The following is a 21,872-nucleotide window of genomic DNA, read 5'->3' on the forward strand; positions in this document are numbered from 1 at the left end:
CAGCGGCCCGGCGCATCCGGCGAAGAGGAGCGGTACACGTGAGCGAGAGCAGCGGGGAGGCCGTCGCGGCGGCCGTCGCCTCCGCCGCGGAGGCCGGCGGATGGCGTCGGGCGACCGGCATCGCCGGGGTCGCGATAGGCGTGGTCGCGGCCGGTGCCGCGGCCGGAGTGGCGATAGAGCGGCTCACCGTCGGCCGCGGGATGCGCCAGAAGGCCCGCGTCGCCCTGGACTCGGCGGGCCCGTACGGCGGACTGCGCGGCACCCCCGGCACGGCGTACACCGAGGACGGGACCGCGTTGTACTACGAGGTCGACGACCTCGGTCCGGAGGCCGGGGACGAGGCCGACCGCGCGCCGCGCCGCAGGCGGCTGTTCGGCCGCCGGACGCCCGCGCCCGTCACCGTCGTCTTCAGCCACGGATACTGCCTCAACCAGGACTCCTGGCACTTCCAGCGCGCGGCCCTCAGGGGCGTGGTCCGCACCGTCCACTGGGACCAGCGCAGCCACGGCCGGTCCGGGCGGGGCGTGACCCAGACCCGGGACGGCCTGCCGGTCAGCATCGACGAGCTGGGCCGCGACCTGAAGGCGGTCATCGACGCCGCGGCGCCCGAGGGGCCGCTGGTGCTGGTCGGGCACTCCATGGGCGGCATGACCGTGATGGCCCTGGCCGACGCCTTCCCCGACCTGGTCCGCGAGCGCGTCGTCGGCGTCGCCCTCGTCGGCACGTCCTCCGGGCGGCTCGGCGAGGTCAACTTCGGGCTGCCGTCGGCCGGTGTCAACGCGGTGCGGCGGGTACTGCCGGGCGTGCTGAGGGCGCTGGGGCAGCGGGCCGAGCTGGTGGAGCGGGGGCGGCGGGCGACGGCCGACCTGTTCGCCGGGATCATCAAGCGGTACTCGTTCGCCTCCCGGGACGTCGACCCGGCCGTGGCCCGGTTCGCCGAGCGGATGATCGAGTCCACGCCGATCGACGTCGTCGCCGAGTACTACCCGGCCTTCAACGACCACGACAAGGCCGACGCCCTCGCCCACTTCGCGGACCTGCCCGTGCTGGTGCTGGCCGGGGTGCGGGACCTGGTGACGCCGAGCGAGCACAGCGAGGCCGTCGCCGGTCTGCTGCCGGACGCGGAGCTGGTGCTGGTCCCCGACGCGGGGCACCTGGTGATGCTGGAGCACCCCGAGCTGGTCACCGACCGCCTCGCCGATCTGCTCGCCCGCGCGGGCGCGGTGCCCGCAGCGACTACCGTGGACGGCTATGGAAGCACCAGCAGCACAGGGCCCGGCTGAGCCCGCCCCCGCCGTCGAGATCACCGTCACCTCCCCGGAGCAGATGCGGGAACTGGGCCGCAGGCTCGCCAAACTGCTGCGCGCCGGTGACCTGGTCATGCTCAGCGGCGAGCTGGGCGCCGGCAAGACGACGCTGACCCGCGGCCTCGGCGAGGGCCTGGGCGTGCGCGGCGCCGTCACCTCCCCGACCTTCGTGATCGCCCGCGTGCACCCCTCGCTCGGTGACGGACCGCCGCTGGTCCACGTGGACGCCTACCGGCTGTCCGGCGGACTGGACGAGATGGAGGACCTCGACCTCGACGTCTCCCTGCCCGACTCCGTGATCGTCGTCGAGTGGGGCGAGGGCAAGGTCGAGGAGCTGACCGAGGACCGGCTGCGGGTCCGGATCGACCGCGCCGTCGGCGACACCACCGACGAGGTGCGGCACGTGACGGTGACCGGGCTCGGCGAGCGGTGGGCCACGGCCGACGTGAGCGTCCTCGCGGGCTGAACCGCCCCGGCGCCCGGCCGTGCGGGATTTTCCGACAAAGCGTCGGCAAAAGATTGCGTTCGGGGTCTTGCCCGTGGTCACATGGTACTCAGCTCGTAGTTAGGCATGCCTTACTGCGCCGCCCCCGAGCTTCAGGAGGCGTCCATGTCGTCCATGTCCCAGCCCCGGCCGCAGGGCCGCCCGAGGTCCGAGCCGCCGGCGTCCGCCGGGGTGCCGATGCGCGACCTGCTCGCCTCCTGCGCCGCCGCGAAGGCGGTCTCGACGCCGCCCCGCGCCCCCGAGCCGGAGACCCGCCGACCGCTCCGCGACCGGGCCGGGCACCTCGACGGCCAGGTCGGCCATGACGGCTGTGACGGCCATGTCGCCTGTGACGGCCACGACCGGCGCAAGGCCGCCTGACGCCCGCGCCCGCGCCCGCGCCTGACGCCCGCGCCTGGCCTGTGTCAGGGTCCGTCAGGGCACGACGACGACCGGGCGCCCGATCGTGGCGAACTCCCACATCGCGTCGCCGTCCGCACGCGACTCGCGGATGCCGCCCGTGGGCCGGTCCGGGTCGGGCTTCGCGTCCGCGTCGTCGACCGCCGCGCTGAACCCGACGGCCACGCCCTGGGCGCTGGTGAAGCGCACCACGTGCTCGACCGGGACGCCGTCGGACCCGGTGATCCGGTTGGACCGGGAGGTGACCGTGTAGGCGCCCGGCACCGGGTCGACCGAGCCGGGGGTCACCTCGAAGGTGCGCCGCACCCTGTTCCCGGCGCCGACCAGCCACACGCGGTCGTCGTCCACCGAGTACACCACCCGTTCACCCGTCCCGGACCCCGCGGGCAGGGCGTCCGGGTGCCGCCGGTCGCGCGGGGCCTTGACGGCGCCCGGGGCGGGGCTGACGGTCGCGCGGGCCGGGCCGAGGTCGGCCGGGGCGCTGACGGAGGCCTGGTGGGCGAGGACGCCGATCGTCACGAAGGCCGCGGTGACGAGGCCGGTGACGATACCGGCGCTGCTGCTTGCCACGGGCGACCACCTCGTCGTCGTACTTGTGCGTGCTGCGTGCTGCGTGCTGCGTGCTGCGTGCTGAGCCCCGCGGGCCGCGGATCGCGGGCTGCGTGCTGCCCACCGGGCGACGGTAGCAGTACGTGAGCGGGTGGATGCGATGTGCGACACGTGGCGGGCCGCCCGGGGCGGGTCGGGTGCGCCCGGGGTTGTCCACAGGGCGTCCGGTGCGGGCCGTGGGGCGCCGTAGGCTGTTTGCGTGCTCTTGCTCGCTCTGGATACCGCCACGCCCGCCGTGACCGTCGCACTGCACGACGGTACGGACGTCATCGCCTCGTCGAGCCAGGTGGACGCCCGCCGCCACGGTGAGCTGCTGCTGCCCGCCGTCGACCGGGTGCTCACCGAGGCCGGCCTGCGGCTCGACGCCGTCACCGGCATCGTCGCCGGCACCGGCCCCGGCCCGTACACGGGGCTGCGCGTCGGCCTGATGACCGCGGACGCCTTCGGACTCGCGCTCGGCGTGCCCGTGCACGGCGTGTGCACACTGGACGGCCTCGCGTTCGCCGCCGACCTGGAGGGTCCCTTCGTGGTGGCGACCGACGCCCGCCGCAAGGAGGTCTACTGGGCGCGGTACGCCGACTCCCGCACCCGCCTCACCGACCTGGCCGTCGACCGCCCCGCCGACATCGCCGGGCAGGTGGCCGGCCTCCCGGCGGTCGGTGCGGGCGCGCTGCTCTACCCGGACACCTTCCCCCGGGCGCACGAGCCGGAGCACGTGTCCGCCGCCGCCCTGGCCCGGCTGGCCGCCGAGAAGCTCGCGGCCGGGGAGGAGCTGCCCGCGCCCCGGCCGCTGTACCTGCGCCGGCCCGACGCCCAGGTCCCCAAGAACTACAAGGTGGTCACCCCCAAGTGACCGAGTCAGCCACTGCCGGGCCCGCACCCGCCGCCGTACTGCGCGAGATGCGCTGGTGGGACATCGACCCCGTGCTCCGCATGGAGCGCGAGCTGTTCCCGGAGGACGCCTGGTCGCGGGGGATGTTCTGGTCCGAGCTGGCGCACGCGCGCGGACCGGGGGCGACCCGGCGCTACCTCGTCGCCGAGGAGGACGGCCACGTCGTCGGCTACGCGGGCCTGGTCACCTCCGGAGAGCAGGCCGACGTGCAGACCATCGCCGTCGCCCGCGACCACTGGGGGACCGGTCTCGGGGCGCGGCTGCTGACCGGGCTGCTGCGGGCCGCGACCGCCTTCGAGTGCACCGAGGTGCTGCTCGAGTGCCGGGTGGACAACACCCGGGCCCAGCGGCTGTACGAGCGCTTCGGCTTCGAGCCCATCGGCTTCAGACGCGGCTACTACCAGCCGGGGAACGTGGACGCCCTGGTGATGCGCCTGACCGACCCGTCCACCTCCGTACCGGGAACCGAACGAGGAACCGACCACCATGGCTGACCCACGCGACGAGCCCCTCGTCCTCGGGATCGAGACCTCCTGCGACGAGACCGGCGTCGGTGTCGTCCGCGGCACCACCCTGCTGGCCGACGCCGTCGCGTCCAGCGTCGACGAGCACGCCCGCTTCGGCGGCGTCGTCCCCGAGGTGGCCAGCCGCGCCCACCTGGAGGCGATGGTCCCCACCATCGACCGCGCCCTCAAGGAGGCGGGGGTGAGCCCCCGCGACCTCGACGGCATCGCCGTCACCGCGGGACCCGGCCTCGCGGGCGCGCTGCTGGTCGGCGTCTCGGCGGCCAAGGCGTACGCCTACGCGCTCGGCAAGCCCCTGTACGGCGTCAACCACCTCGCCTCGCACATCTGCGTCGACCAGCTCGAACACGGCGCGCTGCCCGAGCCGACGATGGCCCTGCTGGTCTCCGGCGGGCACTCCTCCCTGCTCCTGTCCACCGACATCACCTCCGACGTCCGTCCGCTGGGCGCCACCATCGACGACGCGGCCGGCGAGGCCTTCGACAAGGTCGCCCGGGTGCTCGACCTGGGCTTCCCCGGCGGCCCGGTGATCGACCGGTACGCGCGCGAGGGCGACCCCGACGCGATCGCCTTCCCGCGCGGTCTGACCGGCCCGCGCGACCCCGCCTACGACTTCTCCTTCTCCGGCCTGAAGACGGCCGTGGCCCGCTGGATCGAGGCGAAGCGGGCGGCGGGCGAGGAGGTGCCGGTGCGCGACGTGTCGGCCTCCTTCCAGGAGGCGGTCGTGGACGTGCTGACCCGCAAGGCGGTGCGGGCCTGCAAGGACGAGGGCGTCGACCACCTGATGATCGGCGGCGGCGTGGCCGCCAACTCCCGGCTGCGGGCCCTGGCCCAGGAGCGCTGCGAGGCGGCCGGCATCCGGCTGCGGGTGCCGCGCCCCAAGCTGTGCACGGACAACGGCGCGATGGTGGCCGCCCTCGGCGCCGAGATGGTCGCCCGCAACCGGGCCGCCTCCGACTGGGACCTGTCGGCCGACTCCTCCCTCCCGGTGACGGACCCGCACGTGCCGGGACAGGGACACACGCACGACCACGGCCACCACGGTCACCACGGCCACGACCACGTGCACGAGGTCAGCAAGGAGAACCTGTACTCGTGACCGTCGCGCTGATGTGGGAGGCCCGGGCGCTTCCCGGCCGGGGCGAGGAGCTGCTGGCCTGGGCACGGGCGCAGCCGCTCGCCGGTGCCCCGGTCCGCCGCGAGACCCTGCGGGCCCCGCAGGACCGCGTCCTCGTCATCACCTGGTGGGACGCCGCCTACGACGCCGAACTCCCGGAGCTGCCCGAACCGGACGCGGATCTGGTGACGCGTGCGGTGCACCGCTGGCGGTTCGAGTCGGTGGACGGGTGACCGCGGCGGTGCACGACCGGCACGGTGACTGATTCCGCGGGCAATGCATCGATCCCGTAACCGAGTTGGCAGAGATCACTGCCGAAGTCGCCGCCGAAGACGACAATATGAGGCGTGTCCACTACACCTGACCTCACGCTCGACGACGGCAGCCCGGTCCGGTTCCTGCTCGCGCCAGCCGACGGCACCCCCGCGGCGCCGTCCGACGACGACCTGCCGGAGGGCATGGGGCGGGCGGTGCCCGTGGCGCGCGGGACGGGGTCCGTGGCCCGGTTCGCGGCCGGGGCCCTGCGCGGCGCGCTGAGTCCGCTGGGCCCGCTGCTCCAGGAAGTCCACGACGCGGCCACGGCCGTGCCCGACCCGCCCACCGAACTGAGCGTCACCTTCGGCGTCCAGGTCGGCCAGGACCTCAAGCTCGGGATCGTGGGCGGCACGGGGACGGCCCACCTCACCGTCACCGCGAGCTGGAGCCCGACGGCGTCCGCGGCCGGTCCGGCAGCCACGGGGGAGTGAGGCGTGGGGTGGTTCGGGACCGCGGCGAGTGAAGTCGAAGACCCCGTCCGCCACGTGGTGTCCGTCCGCGGGGCCGAGAACGGCAAGATCGTGGGCGGGGGCTTCCTGCTCGGCTCCGCGACCGTGCTGACCTGCGCCCACGTCGTCAACGCCGCGCTGGGCAGGCCGATGCTGGAGCCGCGGTCGCCCGGTCTGGGACAGGTCGCCGTCGAGATCCTCGACGACGCGGGCGGCGCACGGCGCTTCCACGCGAGCGTGGCCCGCTGGATCGCCCCGCGCACCCGGGACGGCGGGCCGGTGCCGCCGGGGACCGACGAGTGGTTCGGTGACCTCGCCGTGCTCCGGATCGCGGGCTCTCCCGGCGGCCTGCCCGCGGCGCCCCGGCTGACGGCGATGGCACCCGGCCAGCGGGTGCGGGCCTGGCACGGCAGCGGCGAAGCGGCCACGTACGCCCGGCTGACGGTCCACGGGCCCGTGGGCGCCCGCGCCTACCTGGACGGCGCCCCCACGGGCATGGCGGTGGGCCCCGGATACAGCGGCGGCCCGCTGTGGTGCGGCACGGAGCAGGCCGTGGTCGGGCTGGTCGTCGCCCACTTCATGCCGCCGCGCGACCGGGCCACCGGCGCCGCGCTCCCGCACAGCCCCCAGCACCTGGTGCGGCGTAGCTGGGGCGTGCCCTGGCAGCGCGTCCAGGACGAACTGCGCCCCCTGGGCGTCCTGGACGACGAGGAGCCCGGGGCACCCGACCCCGACGACCCCGCCCTCCTGCTGCTGACGGAGGCGATCGAGGACGCCTTCCCCTCGCCGAGCAGCCTCGTGGCCGGTGCGCAGCGGCTGGCCCGGGCCTGCGGCGTCACGTCCGGCAGCGACGTGGTCCCGCCCACGCCGGAGGAGTTCGCCCGGTTCCTGCTCAGCCACCCGCGGGCCCTGGCGGCGCTGTCCGGCACCCTGCGGCGCGGCGCTCCCCAGGACGCCGACCGCGTGCTGGCCGTCGGCGGGCTCTCCCACACCCCCAAGCTGCTGTCCCCGCAGGAGCACACCGCCCTGCGCGGCCACCTGCGCGCGATGCCGCCCGAGGTGCTCGCCCGGTTCCCGGAGGCGGTCCGCGCCGCCCTCCCGCACCTGGCGGCGCTGCCCGGCGGGGACGGCGCGGAGGCGCTGCTCGACCACCTGGAGGCGCTGCCCGGCGACGGCCGCGCACCCAGCGGCGAACGCCGGGTCCCCGCGCTGCTGCGGGTGATGGAGTACGTCGCCGCCCTGTGCGGTCCCCGGCGGGCCGCGCTGCGGCTGTGGTCGGACGGAGTGGCGGCCCGGCTCGGCATCGAGCGCGCCGCCCTCGGCGAACGCCGCTTCGACGCCCAGGAGTGGGCGCGTTCCCTGCGGTCCCGGGCCTTCCGCGTCCGCGTCCTGGTCCAGGTGAACCCCGCGGGGCAGGGCCGCCACCGGCTGCGCATCTGGTGCGACGAGGGTGCCGGACCGCGCCAGGTCTCCACCGACAGCGTGCGCTCGTACTCCGCGCCGGAGGCGGCCCGCGAGGTCCTGCGCGTGCTGGACTCCCTCACCCCGCCCGCCGAGGACGAACGGCCTCCCCTCGTCGAGGTGCTGGTGGACCGCGCCGGGCTCAACCTGCCCGTCGACGAGTGGACCGTCCGGGACCCGGACGCGCTGGTGCCCGGGGTGCTCGGCGTGGAGTTCCCGCTGGTCGTGCACTGCCCCGAACTCCTGCGCCGGCACGGACGGTTCATGTCCCACTGGCGCAGCCGCTGGAACCGGCTCGACTCGGGCAAGACCTTCGTGGTCTCCGAGACCATGGACCGGGACACCATCTACTCCCGGCTCGTCAACCAACTCGACACGGTGCGCGTCTGTGTGGACGTACCGCCCGGCCCGCGGGACGGCATCGTGCAGACCTGCCTCGCCCTGGGCATACCGGTAGTGGTGTGGGACCGGGGCCGGGACGGCGCCGCGCACACCGTTCGCCACATGGCGCGGGTGGCCACCCGCGAACTGCCCGACGGCGTGCGCGACTACCGCGCGGGTGCCAAGGCCAGCCCGCCCGACTACCCCGGCCGTCCGGTCCTCGCCTGGGCGGACGCCGACCGCACCGTGCCCCGTCTGCGCCTGACCGAACCCCAGGAGAGCCCATGACCTCCGCTGCCGACGCCGAGTGGCGCCTCTTCCGCGGCGACGGCGCGCCCCGGCCCGTCGCCCTGCCCGCGGCCCCTCCGTGGCGACGCTTCGTGCCCACCCGCACGACGCGTCCCGAACTGCCCTACGTGATCGCCCCGCAGCACGCCGACGTCGTCAACGCCGCGCTGCACCTGCGCCGTCCGCTGCTGGTGACCGGTCCGGCCGGTACCGGCAAGTCCTCCCTGGCCCGGGCCGTCGCCCACGAACTGAGCCTGGGCGAACTGCTGCGCTGGCCGGTCAACAGCCGTTCCACCGTCAAGGACGCGCTCTACCAGTACGACGCGATCGGGCGGCTGCGCGAGACCACCCTGAGCCGGGACCGCGGCGAGGTCGAGCCGTCCATCGGCACCTTCGTCCGGCTCGGCCCGCTCGGCACCGCGCTGGTGCCGTCGGCCGTGCCGCGCTGCCTGCTCATCGACGAGATGGACAAGGGCGACGTCGACCTGCCCAACGACCTGCTCACCGTCTTCGAGGAGGGCTTCTTCGACATCCCCGAACTGACCCGGCTGCCCGAGGACATGGCGGACGTGGAGGTGCAGACCCACGACCACCGGGGCACCGTACGGGTGCACCAGGGGCTGGTGCAGTGCGCCGAGTTCCCCGTCGTCGTCATCACCAGCAACGGCGAGCGGGACTTCCCGCCGGCGTTCCTGCGCCGCTGCCTGCGCCTCGACCTGCCGCTGCCCGACGAGGAGCGGCTGCGCACCATCGTCGTCGCGCACCTCGGCGAGGAGGCCATGCGGGAGGCGGACGACCTGATCGGGGCGTTCCTGCGCCGCCGCGCCCTGGGCGAACTCGCCACCGACCAGCTCCTCAACGCGGTGTTCCTGCGCGCCGGCGGCGTCGACCTGGACGCGGAGGGCCTGCTGGACGCCGTCCTGCACCAGCTCACCGGGGCGATGTGACCGTGCCCGCCGGGGGAGAGCGGCTCGCCGAGGTGCTGCGGCTCCTCGGCGCCTGCCGGGTGGACCTGGACGCCGACCAGGTCCTCGACGTGCTCTGGCTGGCCCGGCACCTGCCGGCGGGCCCCGAGGCACCCCTCCACCGGCAGGCACCCGCCCGCGCCCCGGAGCCCGCGCCGGCCGACGGTTCAGGGACCCCCGAGCGGCCCGTGCCGCGACGGCCGGCGCCCGAGCCCGGCGACCCGGACCTGCCCGACCTGACCAGCCCCGCCACCCTGCACGCGGGCGCCCGGACCGCTCCCGAGCCCCCGCCCCGGTTCGCGGCCACCGTCCCCGAACCCCGCAGGGCGCTGCCGGTGCGCGTCCCGGAGGAGAAGGCGCTCGACGGCGAGCTGGCGCTCGGACGGTCGCTGAGGCCGCTGCGCCGCCGCCACGACAGCCGCCACCGCACGGAGATCGACGAGGACCGCACGGCCGCCCAGCTCGCCGAGACCGAGCTGCCCGACGTGGTGGAACGGCCGGTGCGGGAGCGCTGGCTCAACCTCACGCTGCTCGTCGACGACGGCCTGTCGATGCTGCTCTGGCACCGGCTCGCCACCGAGCTGCGCACCCTCCTGGAACGCCTGGGGGCCTTCGCGGTCACCCGCGTCCTCGGCCTGGACACGGGCAACGCGGCAGGACCGCGCCTGCACGCACGGCCGTTCGCCCCGGCCGGTACCGAGCTGCCGCTGAGCACCGTCAACGACCCCTCCGGCCGCACCCTGCTGCTGGTCGTCAGCGACGGCATGGGCCCGGCCTGGCGCTCGGGCGCCGTACACGCGCTGCTGGCCGAGCGGGCGGCGCGCGGTCCCGTCGCGGTCCTGCACACCCTGCCGCCCGACATGTGGGAGGCATCCGGGATCGCCGCCGAACGCTGGCAGGCCACCACCCGGCGGGTGGGCGGCGCCAACACCTCCTGGAAGGTCGTCGACCCCGTACTGCCCCCGGAGCTGAGCCGCTTCGACGACATCCCGGTCCCCGTCCTGGAACCCACCGTCGCCTCCCTCGGCGTCTGGGCCCGGCTGCTCGCCTCGCCGGGCGCCACCGTGGAGCTTCCGCTGCTGGCCGGCCCCGACCGGCACGCGGCCGTCGCTCCCGCCCGGGACCTCGGCGGCGCCCAGCACTTCCGGGACGCGGCGACCCCCGAGGCGTACCGCCTGGCCGCCCACCTCGCGGCGGTCGCGCCGCTGTCCGTGCCCGTGATGCGGCTGGTGCAGAGCGCGGTGCCCTGGGCCGCCACCACCTCCCACCTCGCGGAGGTGTTCCTCGGCGGCCTGGTCCGGCCCCACCCGGCGCCCGTGTCGGGGCCGCTGCCCGCCAAGCACCGGGTCTTCGACTTCTCCGACACCTCCAAGGCCGTACTGCTCGACGCGGTCCCGCAGGCCGAACTGCTGCGCACCGGCCGCCGGATCGGGCGACGGCTGGAAGAACTCGCCGGCAACTCCCCCGACTTTCCGGCCTGGCTGCTCCATCCCGACGGCTCCGACAGCCTGCCCGGCTCCCAGCAGCCGTTCACCAGCGTCGAACGCAGGCTGCTCGCCCGGTTCGGGGTGTCGGTCGGCGGCGCGTCGCCCGCCCTGGGCCGCGGCCGGCCGGGCACGGCCGGTGCCGGAGCCCGGACCGGCGGCGGGCTCTGGGAGCCGCTCACCGACGACGATCCGGCCCGCCTCGGCGGTTACGAGCTGCGCGGCCGCCGACGCGGCCGGCGCACCCTGCTCTACCGGGGCGTCGACGGCCGCGGCAGCACGGCCGTCCTGCGGGTGCCGCGCCCCGACCTGCCCGCCGTCAACGCCCAGCTCGTCACGGTGGAGGCGGAGGCGCTGCGCCGCCTCCAGGGACAGCACGCGCCGGTGCTGCTCGCCGCCGGGCTCCAGGACTCCCCGCCCTGGCTCGCCATGACGGCGATCTCGGACGAGGGGGACCCCGACGTCCAGCCCACCCGGCTCACGGAACTCTTCGACCGGGCCCTGACCGAGGGCACCGCCCCCTTCGACACCCTGCGGGGCCTGCTGGTCTCCTGCTACCTCGCCAACGCGGTGGCCCTGTGCCACCTCAACAACCTCGTGCCCGCCGCGCTGGACGCCGACAGCGTGTACGTCCTGCGGCGCACCGTCGTCCTGGGCGACCTGTCGGACTGTGCCGTGGACGGCGTGTACCTGGGCCCGGGCGCCGTGCCCACCCGCGAGGACAACGTACGGGCGCTGGGGGAGCTGCTCCAGGTCATCAGCAGCAAGGCCGGCTGGGACCTGCCGTCGCTGCCGGAGGGCATGCACCTGTGGCAGGGCGACACCTGGGAGCAGTTGCGGCGGCTGGTGCTGCGCTGCGTCGACCCGGAGCCCGCCGTGCGGCCCACCGCGAGCGAGGTCGCCGAGGTCCTCGCCCGGTACGTGGCCCGCACCCGGCTCCAACTGTCCGGGGGCGGCCCGACCGCCGAGTGGGAGAGCCGGGCCCCGCGCGGTCCGCTCACCCCGCCCGCACCGGACGCCGGCGCCCCGCGCCCGGAGCTGCGGCTGCCGCGCTTCGGCACCGCCCGCAGGCAGGCCCTGCACCGTCTGGACCGGCTGCGGACGCCCCTGCCGCGCAGCAGGCGCCTGACGCTGGTCGGCGCCTACCACTACAGCGGGCGCGCCACGACCACGATGGTGCTCGGCTCCCTCCTGGCCGCCGTACGCGGCGAGCCGGTCCTGGCCCTCGACGGGTCACCCTCCGAGGGTTCGCTGGACGCCTTCCTCACCCGCCGCAACCCGGCCGTCGTACGGGACCTGGCGGCACTGCCCGCCGACGTCCCCTACGAGGAGATCCGCGCCCGCACCACCCGGCTGCCCTCCGGCCTGGAGGTGGTCGCCCACCGCAGCGGGCACTTCAGCCCCAACCCGGCGCACCAGCAGGAGTACGTGCGCGTCCTGGCGCAGACGGCGCACTACTACCCCTTCGTCCTCACCGACTGGGCCCCGCTGCGGCTCGACGGGTCGGCCGCCGCCGTCCTCGACCACACCGACCGGCTGATCCTGTGCTGCGGCCCCGCCGACTGGTTCCTGGACGCGGCCGTGCGCGTCCTCACCCTCGTCCGGGGCGCCGGCCGGGAGCACCTCGCGCGCACCGCCCTCGTCGTGGTCACCGACACCGGAGGGCCCTCCGTACGGGAGCTGCCGGAGAACTTCGCCCCACGGCTGCGCGTCGAGCCCGAACAGGTGGTGCGCGTGCCCTTCGACGGGGCCCTGCAGTCCCCGGGCTGGGAGCTGCGCAGGCTGCGCCCGGCCACCACGGAGGCGTTCCTGAACCTCGCCGACCTGGCGGCGCGCGACGCCTGAAACATCGAATGTTTCGAATTCATCACCTAATGTTTTGACGACCCTGGGTGGCCGACGTCTTCGTCACGGGAGCGCGTGGGGTTACGATCGCCGCCATGACATCCCCGCAGCCTGCTGAGTCTCCGACGCGAAAGCGGTCCGCGCAGACCGCGACCCTCGCCGAGATCGCGCGTGAGGCCGGTGTGTCGGCGCCGACTGTTTCGAAGGTGCTCAACGGCCGCGCCGACGTCGCCCCGTCGACCAGGGCCCGCGTCGAGGAACTGCTGCGCGTGCACGGCTACCGGCGCAGGCGGGCCGAGTCGACCCGCTCGCCCCTGATCGACCTGGTCTTCCACGAGCTGGAGAGCGCCTGGGCGATGGAGGTCATCCGGGGCGTGGAGAACGTGGCCCGGGACACCGGGCTCAGCGTCGTGCTCTCCGAGAGCGCGGGCCGCCTCACACCCGGCCGGACCTGGGCCGACCAGGTCGCCGCCCGCCGTCCGCACGGCGTGATCCTCGTCCTGTCCGGCCTCGACGAGTCCCAGCGGGCCCTGCTCACCAGCCGCTCCATCCCCTTCGTGGTGATGGACCCGGCCGGCGACCCGGGCGCCGACGTGCCGTCCATCGGCGCCACCAACTGGCAGGGCGGTCTCGCCGCCACCCGCCACCTGGTCGACCTCGGCCACACCCGCATCGGCGCGATCAGCGGCCCCACCCGCATGATGTGCAGCCGCGCCCGCGTCGACGGCTACCGCGCCGCCCTGGAGACCGCCGGGCTGCCCGTCGACCCCGGCCTGATCGTCACCGGCGACTTCCACCACGAGGCCGGCTACCGGCAGGGCCTGGAACTGCTGCGCCGCCCGGACCGGCCGACCGCCGTCTTCGCCGGCAACGACCTCCAGGCGCTGGGCCTGTACGAGGCGGCGCGCGAGCTGGGGCTGCGCATTCCGCAGGACCTGAGCGTGGTCGGGTTCGACGACCTGCCGGTGGCCCGCTGGGTGGGGCCGCCGCTGACGACCGTACGGCAGCCGCTGATGGAGATGGCCGAGGCGGCGGCCCGGCTGGTCCTGAACCTCGGGCGGGACGACGGCTCACCGGCGGCGACCCGGGTGGAGCTGGCCACCAGCCTGGAGGTGCGCAGCAGCACGGCACCGCCCCGGGAGGGCTGAACCGCCACGGGCGGAACCGCCACGGGCTGAAGCGCCACGGACTGAAGTGCCACGGGCGGAACCGGCCCCTTGTCTGAGAATTTCCGCAGAAGCCCGGCTCACCTGTTCCAGTTTCAATAATCCGGACTTATGTTCCTTCCGGCGGGGCATCCGAGTGAGGACGCGGACGGGACGGGCGGGGGCTGACGCATGGCGGTGCGGGGCGGGCGGGACGGCCGGGACGGCCGCCGCAAGGGGCTCAGGGCGGCAGTCCTCGCCCTGACCGCCGCGCTGCTGCTCGCCGCGGGGGCGGCGGGCTGGGCCTACTGGCACCTCGACGGCAACATCAGGAGCGTCGACATCAACGGCGCGCTCGGCGACGACCGCCCCGCCCGCCCCGTGACCGTCCCCTCCGCCTCGCCCTCCGCGTCCCCGGTGCCCACCGGCGCCCTGAACCTCCTCGTCCTCGGCTCCGACTCGCGCGGCGGCGAGGCCAACCGGGAGCTCGGCGGCGGCGACAGCGGGGGCGCCCGCTCGGACACGGCGATGGTCGTCCACCTGGACGCGGGCCGCACCGCCGCCACCGTCGTCAGCATCCCGCGCGACACGCTCGTCGAGCGGCCCTCCTGCCCGCTGCCGTCCGGCGGTACGACCAGGGCGGCGAGCGGCGCGATGTTCAACACCGCCTACGAACTGGGCGGCCCGGTCTGCGCCGTCAAGACCGTCGAGTCGCTCACCGGCGTCCGCATGGACCACTACGTCGAGGTCGACTTCTCCGGCTTCGCCGACCTGGTCGACGCGCTCGGCGGGGTCACCGTCACCACGGACGTGGACATCGACGACGACAAGAGCCACCTGCACCTGGACGCCGGCACCCACCACCTCGACGGCACCCAGGCCCTCGGCCTGGCCCGCACCCGGTACGGACTGGCCGGCGGGAGCGACCTCGCCCGGATAGAGCTCCAGCACAAGCTGGTCAAGGCGCTGCTGGAGCAGGTCTCCGCCACCGACCTGCTCACCGACCCCGCCCGCCTCTACCAGGTCGCCGACGCCCTGACCGGCAGCCTCACCACCGACACCGGCCTGGACTCACTGGGCGAGCTGATGAACCTGGGCCGCAGCCTCGGCAACCTGGACGCCGACGACGTGCGCACCCTGACGATGCCGGTCCTGCCCGCGCCCTCCGACCCCAACCGCGTGGTGCCCGACGAGCCGGACGCCGGTGAACTGTGGAAATCGCTGCGCTGAGGCCCCGGGCGCGCAGGCGGCGCCGCCTGTGACGGCCGAGGGACCGGCCCCCGCCCCGGCCCTCGTGGACGCCCTCGGGCCCGTCAGCGCGCCGGATGCCCGATCAGCATCGTCGGCGCCCCCGCGACCCGGGTCAGGAACACCGTCGCGGCGTTCGGCCCCTGCGGCTTGACCTTCCGGCGCAGTTCCTCCGGCTCGACCGCCGAGCCGCGCTTCTTCACGGTCAGCGTGCCGACCTCGCGCTCGCGCAGCAGCGCCTTGAGCTTCTTGACGTTGAACGGCATCCGGTCGGTGATCTCGTAGGCGGTGGCGTACGGCGTGCGGTGCGGTTCGTCGGCGGTGACGTAGGCGATGGTCGGGTCGATCAGCCCGCCGTCCAGCTCCGCGGCCACCTCGGCGACCAGGTGGGCGCGGATGACGGCGCCGTCCGGCTCGTACAGGTACCTCCCGACCGGCCGGACCCCGGGGTCCGGGAGCATGGTCTCGGGGGTCGCGTAGACACCCGCCCCGGCGGGCAGCAGCGTCGCCCGCCGCGACCCCGGCGTCACGTCCGGGCCGAACCACAGCACGGCCTCCTTGACGTCCCCGCCGTCCGAGACCCACTCGGCCGTCGCCTCCGGGGGGATCGCCTCGTGCGGGATGCCGGGCGCGATCTTCAGCAGGCCGAGCGGTGCCCCGAGCGCCGCGGACACGGCCCAGGACAGGGGCGGCGAGTACGCCTCGGGGTCGAAGATCCGGCCGCGCCGGGAGGAGCGCCGGGCGGGGTCGACGAACACGGCGTCGTACCCGGCCGTGTCCACCTCCGTCACATCGGCCTCGCGCACCTCGATCAGGTCGGCGAGACCGAGCGCGCCGGCGTTGGCGCGGGCCGCCTCGCAGGCCGGCGGGTCCCGGTCGACGGCGAGGACCCGGATCCCGGCGCGGGCGAAGGCGATCGCGTCGCCGCCGATCCCGCAGCACAGGTCGGCCACGGACCGCACCCCGAGCGCCTGGAGACACTCGGCCCGGTACGTCGCCACACTCGTCCGCGTCGACTGCTCCACCCCGTTCGGCGTGAAGAACATCCGCCCGGCGTCCTCCGCCCCGAACTTCGCCACCGCCCGCTGCCGCAGCCGGGCCTGCCCGAGCGCCGCCGAGACCAGCCCGGCCGGGTGCGTGCGCCGCAGCCGGGTGGCGACCGCCAACTCCTGTGCGGGGTCGGTGTCCCGCACCTCGTCGAGCAGCGCGCGGCCTTCGGGGGTGAGCAGGGTGCGGAGGGAATCGAGGTCGTTCACCGGGACATTGTGGGCCAGTCGGTGGATGGTGCGCCTCCGGCGCGGTGTCGGTCCGGGTTCGACGGCCGGGGACTGCGAGGATCCGGCACCATGCGAGAAGTCGTACAAAATGACAAAAATGGGATGTCGCGTCGCGTGTCCCGGGCATCTCGTCCCGCGCCCCGCGGCGTGCTCCGCCGCCGCGCGGCCGCCGCCACCGCCGTCCTCGCCGTCGCCGCCCTGGCCGGCGGCTGCGCGCAGGACGACACCTCCGACGTGCGGGGCGCCGCCGGCCAGCAGGCCCCGAAGGCGCCCCCGGCCCGCGAGGTCGACGGCGCCGCCAAGGCGCGCGAGGCCCGGGCCGCCCTGGTCGCCGCCGCCAAGCGCTGGGACCTCAAGAAGGTCCCGCTGACGGCGCCCGCGCCCCCCGGGAAGAAGCCGGAGATCAAGGCCCGCGAGGGCTTCGAGGTCGACGGCCAGGAGGAGGACGCCCTCCCGCCGGTCTTCACCACGGTCCCGACCAAGGAGAAGATCGTCTTCCTCACCATCGACGACGGCGCCGAGAAGGACCCGGCGTTCCTGAGGATGATGAGCGAGCTGAAGATCCCGTACACCGTCTTCCTCACCGACGACGAGATCGGCGACGACTACGGCTACTTCAAGAAGATGCAGGCCCGGGGCATCACCCTCAACAACCACACCCTCAGCCACCCCTACCTGCCCGGACTCTCCTACGAGGAGCAGAAGCACGAGATCTGCGGCATGCAGGACGTGATGGAGAAGCACTACGGCAAGCGTCCCGCCCTCTTCCGCCCGCCCTACGGCAACTACAACCGCGACACCCTGGTCGCCGCCAAGTCCTGCGGCATCAAGTACGCCCCGATCTGGAGCGAGGAGGTGTACGTCGACCACTGGGAGTACCGCGAGTGGGACCAGGACCTGCACCCCGGCGACATCGTCCTCACCCACTTCCGGGGCAGGAACGACTGGGACGGCACCATGACCGACATGGTCCGCCGCTTCCTGGACCGCATCACCGCCGACGGGTACGCCGTGGCCCGCCTGGAGGACTACCTGTGAGGCGAGGGCGGTCCCGCCCGGCCGGCGCCGTCCTGGCCGCCCTCCTGCTCCCGCTCCTCCCGCTCACCGCCTGCGGCCCGCCCGCCGGACCCGCGGCGGCGGCCGGGGACCCCGCCCCCGGCGGCGACCGGGCCGGTGACCGGGCCGACGGACCGGGCCGGCCCCTGCCGCCCGTCGTCGACCACGTCCGCACCACCGACCGGGTCGTCTTCCTCACCTACGACGACGGGGCCGAGCGCGACCCCGCCCTCGCCGGCCTGATCCGCCAACGGCGGCTCCCCGTCACCCTGTTCCTCACCGACACCGTCGCCGGACCGGCCTACGGCGACCTCGCCCGGCTGCGCTCCGTCGGCGCGGGCCTGCAGAACCACACCCTGGACCACCGCTCCCTGCGCGGCCTGCCCCACGCCGGCCAGCGCGCCGAGATCTGCGGCCAGCAGACCAAGCTCAGGTCCCGCTTCGGCGTCCGCGCCCACCTCTTCCGCCCGCCGCACGGCACGTACGACACCACGACCCTGCGTGCCGCCGCCGACTGCGGCATCACGGCCCTGATCCTGTGGCGCGCCACCCTCGACGCCGACGGCGGCCTCACCTACACCCGCGGCGAGCCCCGCCTGCACCCCGGCGACATCATCGCCGTGGACCCGGACCACCCGACGGCCACGGACATGACGGCCCGTACGGAGCACCTGCTGGCCGCGATCGAGGAGCAGGGGCTGAGAGTGGGCAACCTGGAGGACTACGTCTGACGCCGGACGGCATCATCCACCCCGTCCGGTGTTCGCGGACAAGGCCCGTCCAGGGCCGAAGCGGGGGCCCGGGGGCGGCAGCGCCCGGCGACGCCCACACCCGCGCAGGGTGCCTCCACGAACCGGCGTGCACACGAAAACCCCGCCGACGCGCCGTCGGCATTGGCACTCCGCTTGACCGAGTGCTAACCGCGGTCATAGTCTCGGCTCTGGCACTCCCCACCGGAGAGTGCCAACAAAGCGACGGGCAGGTCCGGCACCCGCGACGACGGATCGACCTGGTCGCCACCTCAGACAGTTAACCCCGTGAGATCTCCGAAGGGGGAGGTCGGATCGTGACGACCGCCAGCTCCAAGGTTGCCATCAAGCCGCTCGAGGACCGCATCGTGGTCCAGCCGCTCGACGCCGAGCAGACCACGGCTTCGGGCCTGGTCATTCCGGACACCGCCAAGGAGAAGCCCCAGGAGGGCGTCGTCCTGGCCGTGGGCCCGGGCCGCTTCGAGGACGGCAACCGTCTTCCGCTCGACGTCAGCGTCGGCGACGTCGTGCTCTACAGCAAGTACGGCGGCACCGAGGTGAAGTACAACGGCGAGGAGTACCTCGTCCTCTCGGCCCGCGACGTGCTCGCGATCGTCGAGAAGTAGTTCACCCGAAGCACCTTGCTTTCCTGCTGCGCCCCTGGCTCCCGCGACCATAAAAAAGCCGGGCGTCGGGGGCGCAGTTGCCGTTCAACCCCAAGATTTCCGGAAGAGGGCTCACGCTCCCATGGCGAAGATCCTGAAGTTCGACGAGGACGCCCGTCGCGCCCTCGAGCGCGGCGTCAACAAGCTTGCCGACACGGTGAAGGTGACGATCGGTCCCAAGGGCCGCAACGTCGTCATCGACAAGAAGTTCGGCGCCCCCACCATCACCAACGACGGCGTCACCATCGCCCGCGAGGTCGAGGTCGAGGACCCGTACGAGAACCTCGGCGCCCAGCTCGTGAAGGAGGTGGCGACCAAGACCAACGACATCGCGGGTGACGGCACCACCACCGCCACCGTGCTCGCCCAGGCGCTGGTGCGCGAGGGCCTCAAGAACGTCGCCGCGGGTGCCTCCCCGGCGCTGCTGAAGAAGGGCATCGACGCGGCCGTCGCCGCCGTGTCCGAGGACCTCCTCGCCACCGCCCGCCCGATCGACGAGAAGTCCGACATCGCCGCCGTGGCCGCGCTGTCCGCCCAGGACCAGCAGGTCGGCGAGCTGATCGCCGAGGCGATGGACAAGGTCGGCAAGGACGGCGTCATCACCGTCGAGGAGTCCAACACCTTCGGTCTCGAGCTGGACTTCACCGAGGGCATGGCCTTCGACAAGGGCTACCTGTCGCCGTACTTCGTGACGGACCAGGAGCGCATGGAGGCCGTCCTCGACGACCCGTACATCCTGATCAACCAGGGCAAGATCTCCTCCATCGCGGACCTGCTGCCGCTGCTGGAGAAGGTCATCCAGGCCAACGCCTCCAAGCCGCTGCTGATCATCGCCGAGGACCTGGAGGGCGAGGCGCTCTCCACCCTCGTCGTCAACAAGATCCGCGGCACCTTCAACGCGGTGGCCGTCAAGGCCCCCGGCTTCGGCGACCGCCGCAAGGCGATGCTGCAGGACATGGCCGTCCTCACCGGCGCCACGGTCATCTCCGAGGAGGTCGGCCTCAAGCTCGACCAGGTCGGCCTGGACGTGCTCGGCACCGCCCGCCGCGTCACCGTCACCAAGGACGACACCACGATCGTCGACGGTGCCGGCAAGCGCGACGAGGTCGAGGGCCGCATCAACCAGATCAAGGCCGAGATCGAGGCCACGGACTCCGACTGGGACCGCGAGAAGCTCCAGGAGCGCCTCGCGAAGCTGGCCGGCGGCGTGTGCGTGATCAAGGTCGGCGCCGCCACCGAGGTGGAGCTGAAGGAGCGCAAGCACCGTCTGGAGGACGCCATCTCCGCGACCCGCGCCGCGGTCGAGGAGGGCATCGTCTCCGGTGGTGGCTCCGCGCTGGTCCACGCCGTCAAGGTCCTCGAGGACAACCTCGGCAAGACCGGCGACGAGGCCACCGGTGTCGCGGTCGTCCGCCGCGCCGCCGTCGAGCCGCTGCGCTGGATCGCCGAGAACGCCGGCCTGGAGGGCTACGTCATCACCTCCAAGGTCGCCGAGCTCGACAAGGGCCAGGGCTTCAACGCCGCCACCGGCGAGTACGGCGACCTGGTCAAGGCCGGCGTCATCGACCCGGTGAAGGTCACCCGCTCCGCCCTGGAGAACGCCGCGTCGATCGCCTCCCTGCTGCTGACGACCGAGACCCTGGTCGTCGAGAAGAAGGAAGAGGAAGAGCCGGCCGCCGCGGGCCACGGCCACGCCCACTGAGCGCTGCGCTGAGCTGAGCTGAGCGAACGGTGCCCGGTCCCCTGCGAGGGGCCGGGCACCGTTTCTTCGTACCGGGCGCGGGTCCGCCCCGCGGGGCGGCCGGCCGGCCGGGTGCGGTGCCGTGACGGCCGGTCGTGCGGTTCCCCACGCCACTTGGGGTGTCGGACCCGACGCACCTCAGGACGGGGCCGTCACAGCAGGCCGCTGAGAGGCAGTACGCGCTCGGCGAGCCGCCCCCGCAGCCGTCCCCCGCAGACGTCGGCGTCCTCCGCGAGCCAGCCGGCGGCGACCAGCAGCCCGGTGTGCTCGGCGACCTCCTCGGGCCGCAGGCCGCAGAAGGAGGCCACGGCGTCCAGCCTGAGCCCGTCACCGTCCTCGCCGGCGTCTGCCAGACACCCGTCGGGACGGCTGTGGGCTGCGGTGTACACGGCCAGGAGCCGCGTGGCGGCGCCCGCCTTCTTCTTCCGCAGCTTCCGGTCGCCCACCACCTTCTGCGCCCACCCCGACAGCCTCGCCCGGGTCACCTTGCCGAAGTGGAACGGGCGGGACGCGGTGGGCAGCAACCGGGTCACCGTGACCTGGGTGGGCTCCTCGGGACGGGACATCAGCGCGTCGTCGGCGGTGACGTCCTCCGGCAGCCGCAGCCAGCCGGTGCCGGCCAGTTCCCGAAGCACCCGCTCGGCGTCCGCCCCGAGCCAGCCGACGAGGTCCTGCCCGGTGACGTTCCCGGTACCGGCGCGGGCGGCGCGCAGGGTGAGCATCAGCACCGCGAGCCGCGCCTCGGCCCCGGGGAGCGGGGAGTCGGCCCGCACATGCTCCAGCACCCGGCGCGCATGGGCTCCCTGACCCCGGGTCAGCAGCCGCTCGACCACCGTCTCCCCGTCCACGGGGACGCCGCGGCGGTTGAGGTCCATCTCGCGGGTGGTCCGCGCGGCCGTGGCGGCCCGGTCCGCCTCCTCGCGCAGGGACGGGTCCCCGGTGACGTCGGCCCACCGGGCGAAGGCACGCGCCTTGCGGTCGTGCAGTTCGGCGAGGAGCGCAAGATCCGGCTCGGGCCGCCGCTGATACGCGCGGAACGCGTCCCCCAGCTCGGTCAGCTCCACGCGCAACTCCTCGGGCCGGAGATCCTCCGGCACGACCCGCTGCGCGACCTTCGCCCAACGCCCCGACTTCCGGGACCGGGCGGGGACACCACCGGGCCGGGGCCGCTGGGTGGTCCGGGCGGGCGGGACGGGGGCGGCACCGGACCGAGGAGACTCCGGGACCGCCGCCGGCACCCCGCCGGGGGCGTCCGAGAACAGCGCCGTCCCCGCGCCGCCCGCGGCCCCCGCGCCCCTTGTCACCCGCTCCGTACGCCCCCCGCCGGTGCCGTCGATGAACAGCCCGCCCCGGTCACCAGTGCCCGCACTCACGCGATGCCGCCCTCTCCCCAGCCGAAGCTGCGACCTCCCGCCCGCTGCGGGCGCAGCCACCCGACGCTATGCCGCCG

20 protein-coding genes are annotated in these 21,872 nt (G+C 74.5%); 17 read left to right on the forward strand and 3 right to left on the reverse strand.

What is annotated here, in order from left to right; all coding sequences use genetic code 11:
• Positions 1-38: 38 nt before the first annotated feature.
• The 3 genes from IG88_RS0103575 to IG88_RS38295 all read left to right on the forward strand — a co-directional run bounded on the left by IG88_RS0103575 (position 39) and on the right by IG88_RS38295 (position 2,172).
• A complete protein-coding gene (locus IG88_RS0103575; protein WP_031034816.1) occupies positions 39-1,283 on the forward strand; it encodes an alpha/beta fold hydrolase in 1,245 nt (414 codons plus the stop codon).
• Positions 1,252-1,773: a tRNA (adenosine(37)-N6)-threonylcarbamoyltransferase complex ATPase subunit type 1 TsaE gene (gene tsaE / locus IG88_RS0103580; protein ID WP_030400248.1), complete on the forward strand. Its 522-nt coding sequence runs from the start codon at positions 1,252-1,254 to the stop codon at positions 1,771-1,773. The genes IG88_RS0103575 and tsaE overlap by 32 nt, the downstream gene beginning before the upstream one ends.
• 144 nt (positions 1,774-1,917) lie before the next feature.
• Positions 1,918-2,172: a hypothetical protein gene (locus IG88_RS38295; RefSeq protein WP_078861388.1), complete on the forward strand. Its 255-nt coding sequence runs from the start codon at positions 1,918-1,920 to the stop codon at positions 2,170-2,172.
• Positions 2,173-2,226: 54 nt separating this feature from the next.
• On the opposite strand, the gene IG88_RS0103590 is transcribed toward IG88_RS38295, so the two are convergent.
• Positions 2,227-2,781 carry a hypothetical protein gene (locus IG88_RS0103590; protein ID WP_031034818.1) on the reverse strand — a complete coding sequence of 185 codons (555 nt, stop codon included), beginning with the start codon at positions 2,779-2,781 and terminating at the stop codon, positions 2,227-2,229.
• Between the two features lie 238 nt (positions 2,782-3,019).
• Here IG88_RS0103590 and tsaB point away from each other — a divergent pair, with 238 nt between their 5' ends.
• The 10 genes from tsaB (at position 3,020) to IG88_RS0103640 (ending at position 14,916) form a co-directional block, all read left to right on the forward strand.
• Complete coding sequence (tsaB, locus tag IG88_RS0103595; protein WP_031034819.1) at positions 3,020-3,673, forward strand: tRNA (adenosine(37)-N6)-threonylcarbamoyltransferase complex dimerization subunit type 1 TsaB; 654 nt, start codon at positions 3,020-3,022, stop codon at positions 3,671-3,673.
• Positions 3,674-3,720: 47 nt separating this feature from the next.
• Complete coding sequence (gene rimI, locus IG88_RS0103600; protein WP_051851751.1) at positions 3,721-4,206, forward strand: ribosomal protein S18-alanine N-acetyltransferase; 486 nt, start codon at positions 3,721-3,723, stop codon at positions 4,204-4,206.
• A complete protein-coding gene (gene tsaD, locus IG88_RS0103605) occupies positions 4,199-5,335 on the forward strand; it encodes a tRNA (adenosine(37)-N6)-threonylcarbamoyltransferase complex transferase subunit TsaD (RefSeq protein ID WP_031034824.1) in 1,137 nt (378 codons plus the stop codon). Before rimI ends, tsaD begins: the two co-directional genes overlap by 8 nt.
• Positions 5,332-5,586 carry a hypothetical protein gene (locus IG88_RS0103610; protein WP_031034826.1) on the forward strand — a complete coding sequence of 85 codons (255 nt, stop codon included), beginning with the start codon at positions 5,332-5,334 and terminating at the stop codon, positions 5,584-5,586. Before tsaD ends, IG88_RS0103610 begins: the two co-directional genes overlap by 4 nt.
• Positions 5,587-5,700: 114 nt before the next feature.
• A complete protein-coding gene (locus IG88_RS0103615; RefSeq protein ID WP_031034829.1) occupies positions 5,701-6,099 on the forward strand; it encodes a CU044_2847 family protein in 399 nt (132 codons plus the stop codon).
• A 3-nt stretch (positions 6,100-6,102) separates the two neighbouring features.
• Positions 6,103-8,247, forward strand: coding sequence for a trypsin-like peptidase domain-containing protein (locus IG88_RS0103620; protein WP_031034830.1), 2,145 nt, complete (start codon positions 6,103-6,105; stop codon positions 8,245-8,247).
• The gene (locus tag IG88_RS0103625; protein ID WP_031034832.1) at positions 8,244-9,194 is read left to right on the forward strand and encodes an AAA family ATPase; all 951 of its coding nucleotides are present in this window, start codon (positions 8,244-8,246) and stop codon (positions 9,192-9,194) included. Before IG88_RS0103620 ends, IG88_RS0103625 begins: the two co-directional genes overlap by 4 nt.
• Before the next feature lie 2 nt (positions 9,195-9,196).
• Positions 9,197-12,541 (forward strand): SAV_2336 N-terminal domain-related protein, encoded by a 3,345-nt coding sequence (locus IG88_RS38300; RefSeq protein ID WP_158853760.1) that lies wholly within the window; start codon positions 9,197-9,199, stop codon positions 12,539-12,541.
• Between the two features lie 95 nt (positions 12,542-12,636).
• A complete protein-coding gene (locus IG88_RS0103635) occupies positions 12,637-13,689 on the forward strand; it encodes a LacI family DNA-binding transcriptional regulator (protein ID WP_031034836.1) in 1,053 nt (350 codons plus the stop codon).
• 189 nt (positions 13,690-13,878) lie between these two features.
• Positions 13,879-14,916, forward strand: a complete 1,038-nt coding sequence (locus IG88_RS0103640) for an LCP family protein (RefSeq protein WP_031034837.1) — start codon at positions 13,879-13,881, stop codon at positions 14,914-14,916.
• A gap of 83 nt (positions 14,917-14,999) precedes the next feature.
• On the opposite strand, the gene IG88_RS0103645 is transcribed toward IG88_RS0103640, so the two are convergent.
• Positions 15,000-16,190: a THUMP-like domain-containing protein gene (locus IG88_RS0103645; RefSeq protein ID WP_031034839.1), complete on the reverse strand. Its 1,191-nt coding sequence runs from the start codon at positions 16,188-16,190 to the stop codon at positions 15,000-15,002.
• Between the two features lie 90 nt (positions 16,191-16,280).
• On the opposite strand from IG88_RS0103645, the gene IG88_RS0103650 reads away from it, so the two are divergent.
• From IG88_RS0103650 to groL, 4 genes are all read left to right on the forward strand, one after another.
• Positions 16,281-17,249 carry a polysaccharide deacetylase family protein gene (locus tag IG88_RS0103650; RefSeq protein ID WP_420712067.1) on the forward strand — a complete coding sequence of 323 codons (969 nt, stop codon included), beginning with the start codon at positions 16,281-16,283 and terminating at the stop codon, positions 17,247-17,249.
• The gene (locus tag IG88_RS0103655; protein WP_031034844.1) at positions 17,246-17,998 is read left to right on the forward strand and encodes a polysaccharide deacetylase family protein; all 753 of its coding nucleotides are present in this window, start codon (positions 17,246-17,248) and stop codon (positions 17,996-17,998) included. The genes IG88_RS0103650 and IG88_RS0103655 overlap by 4 nt, the downstream gene beginning before the upstream one ends.
• Before the next feature lie 335 nt (positions 17,999-18,333).
• Positions 18,334-18,642, forward strand: coding sequence for a co-chaperone GroES (gene groES / locus IG88_RS0103660; protein WP_019329594.1), 309 nt, complete (start codon positions 18,334-18,336; stop codon positions 18,640-18,642).
• A 121-nt stretch (positions 18,643-18,763) separates the two neighbouring features.
• The gene (groL, locus tag IG88_RS0103665) at positions 18,764-20,383 is read left to right on the forward strand and encodes a chaperonin GroEL (RefSeq protein WP_031034848.1); all 1,620 of its coding nucleotides are present in this window, start codon (positions 18,764-18,766) and stop codon (positions 20,381-20,383) included.
• Between the two features lie 191 nt (positions 20,384-20,574).
• Here the strand turns inward: groL and IG88_RS0103670 are convergent, their stop codons facing one another.
• Positions 20,575-21,795, reverse strand: coding sequence for a hypothetical protein (locus IG88_RS0103670; protein WP_031034851.1), 1,221 nt, complete (start codon positions 21,793-21,795; stop codon positions 20,575-20,577).
• Positions 21,796-21,872 lie beyond the last annotated feature (77 nt).

This window comes from Streptomyces sp. NRRL F-5650 (assembly GCF_000721365.1).
GTDB classification, from domain to species: domain Bacteria; phylum Actinomycetota; class Actinomycetes; order Streptomycetales; family Streptomycetaceae; genus Streptomyces; species Streptomyces ardesiacus.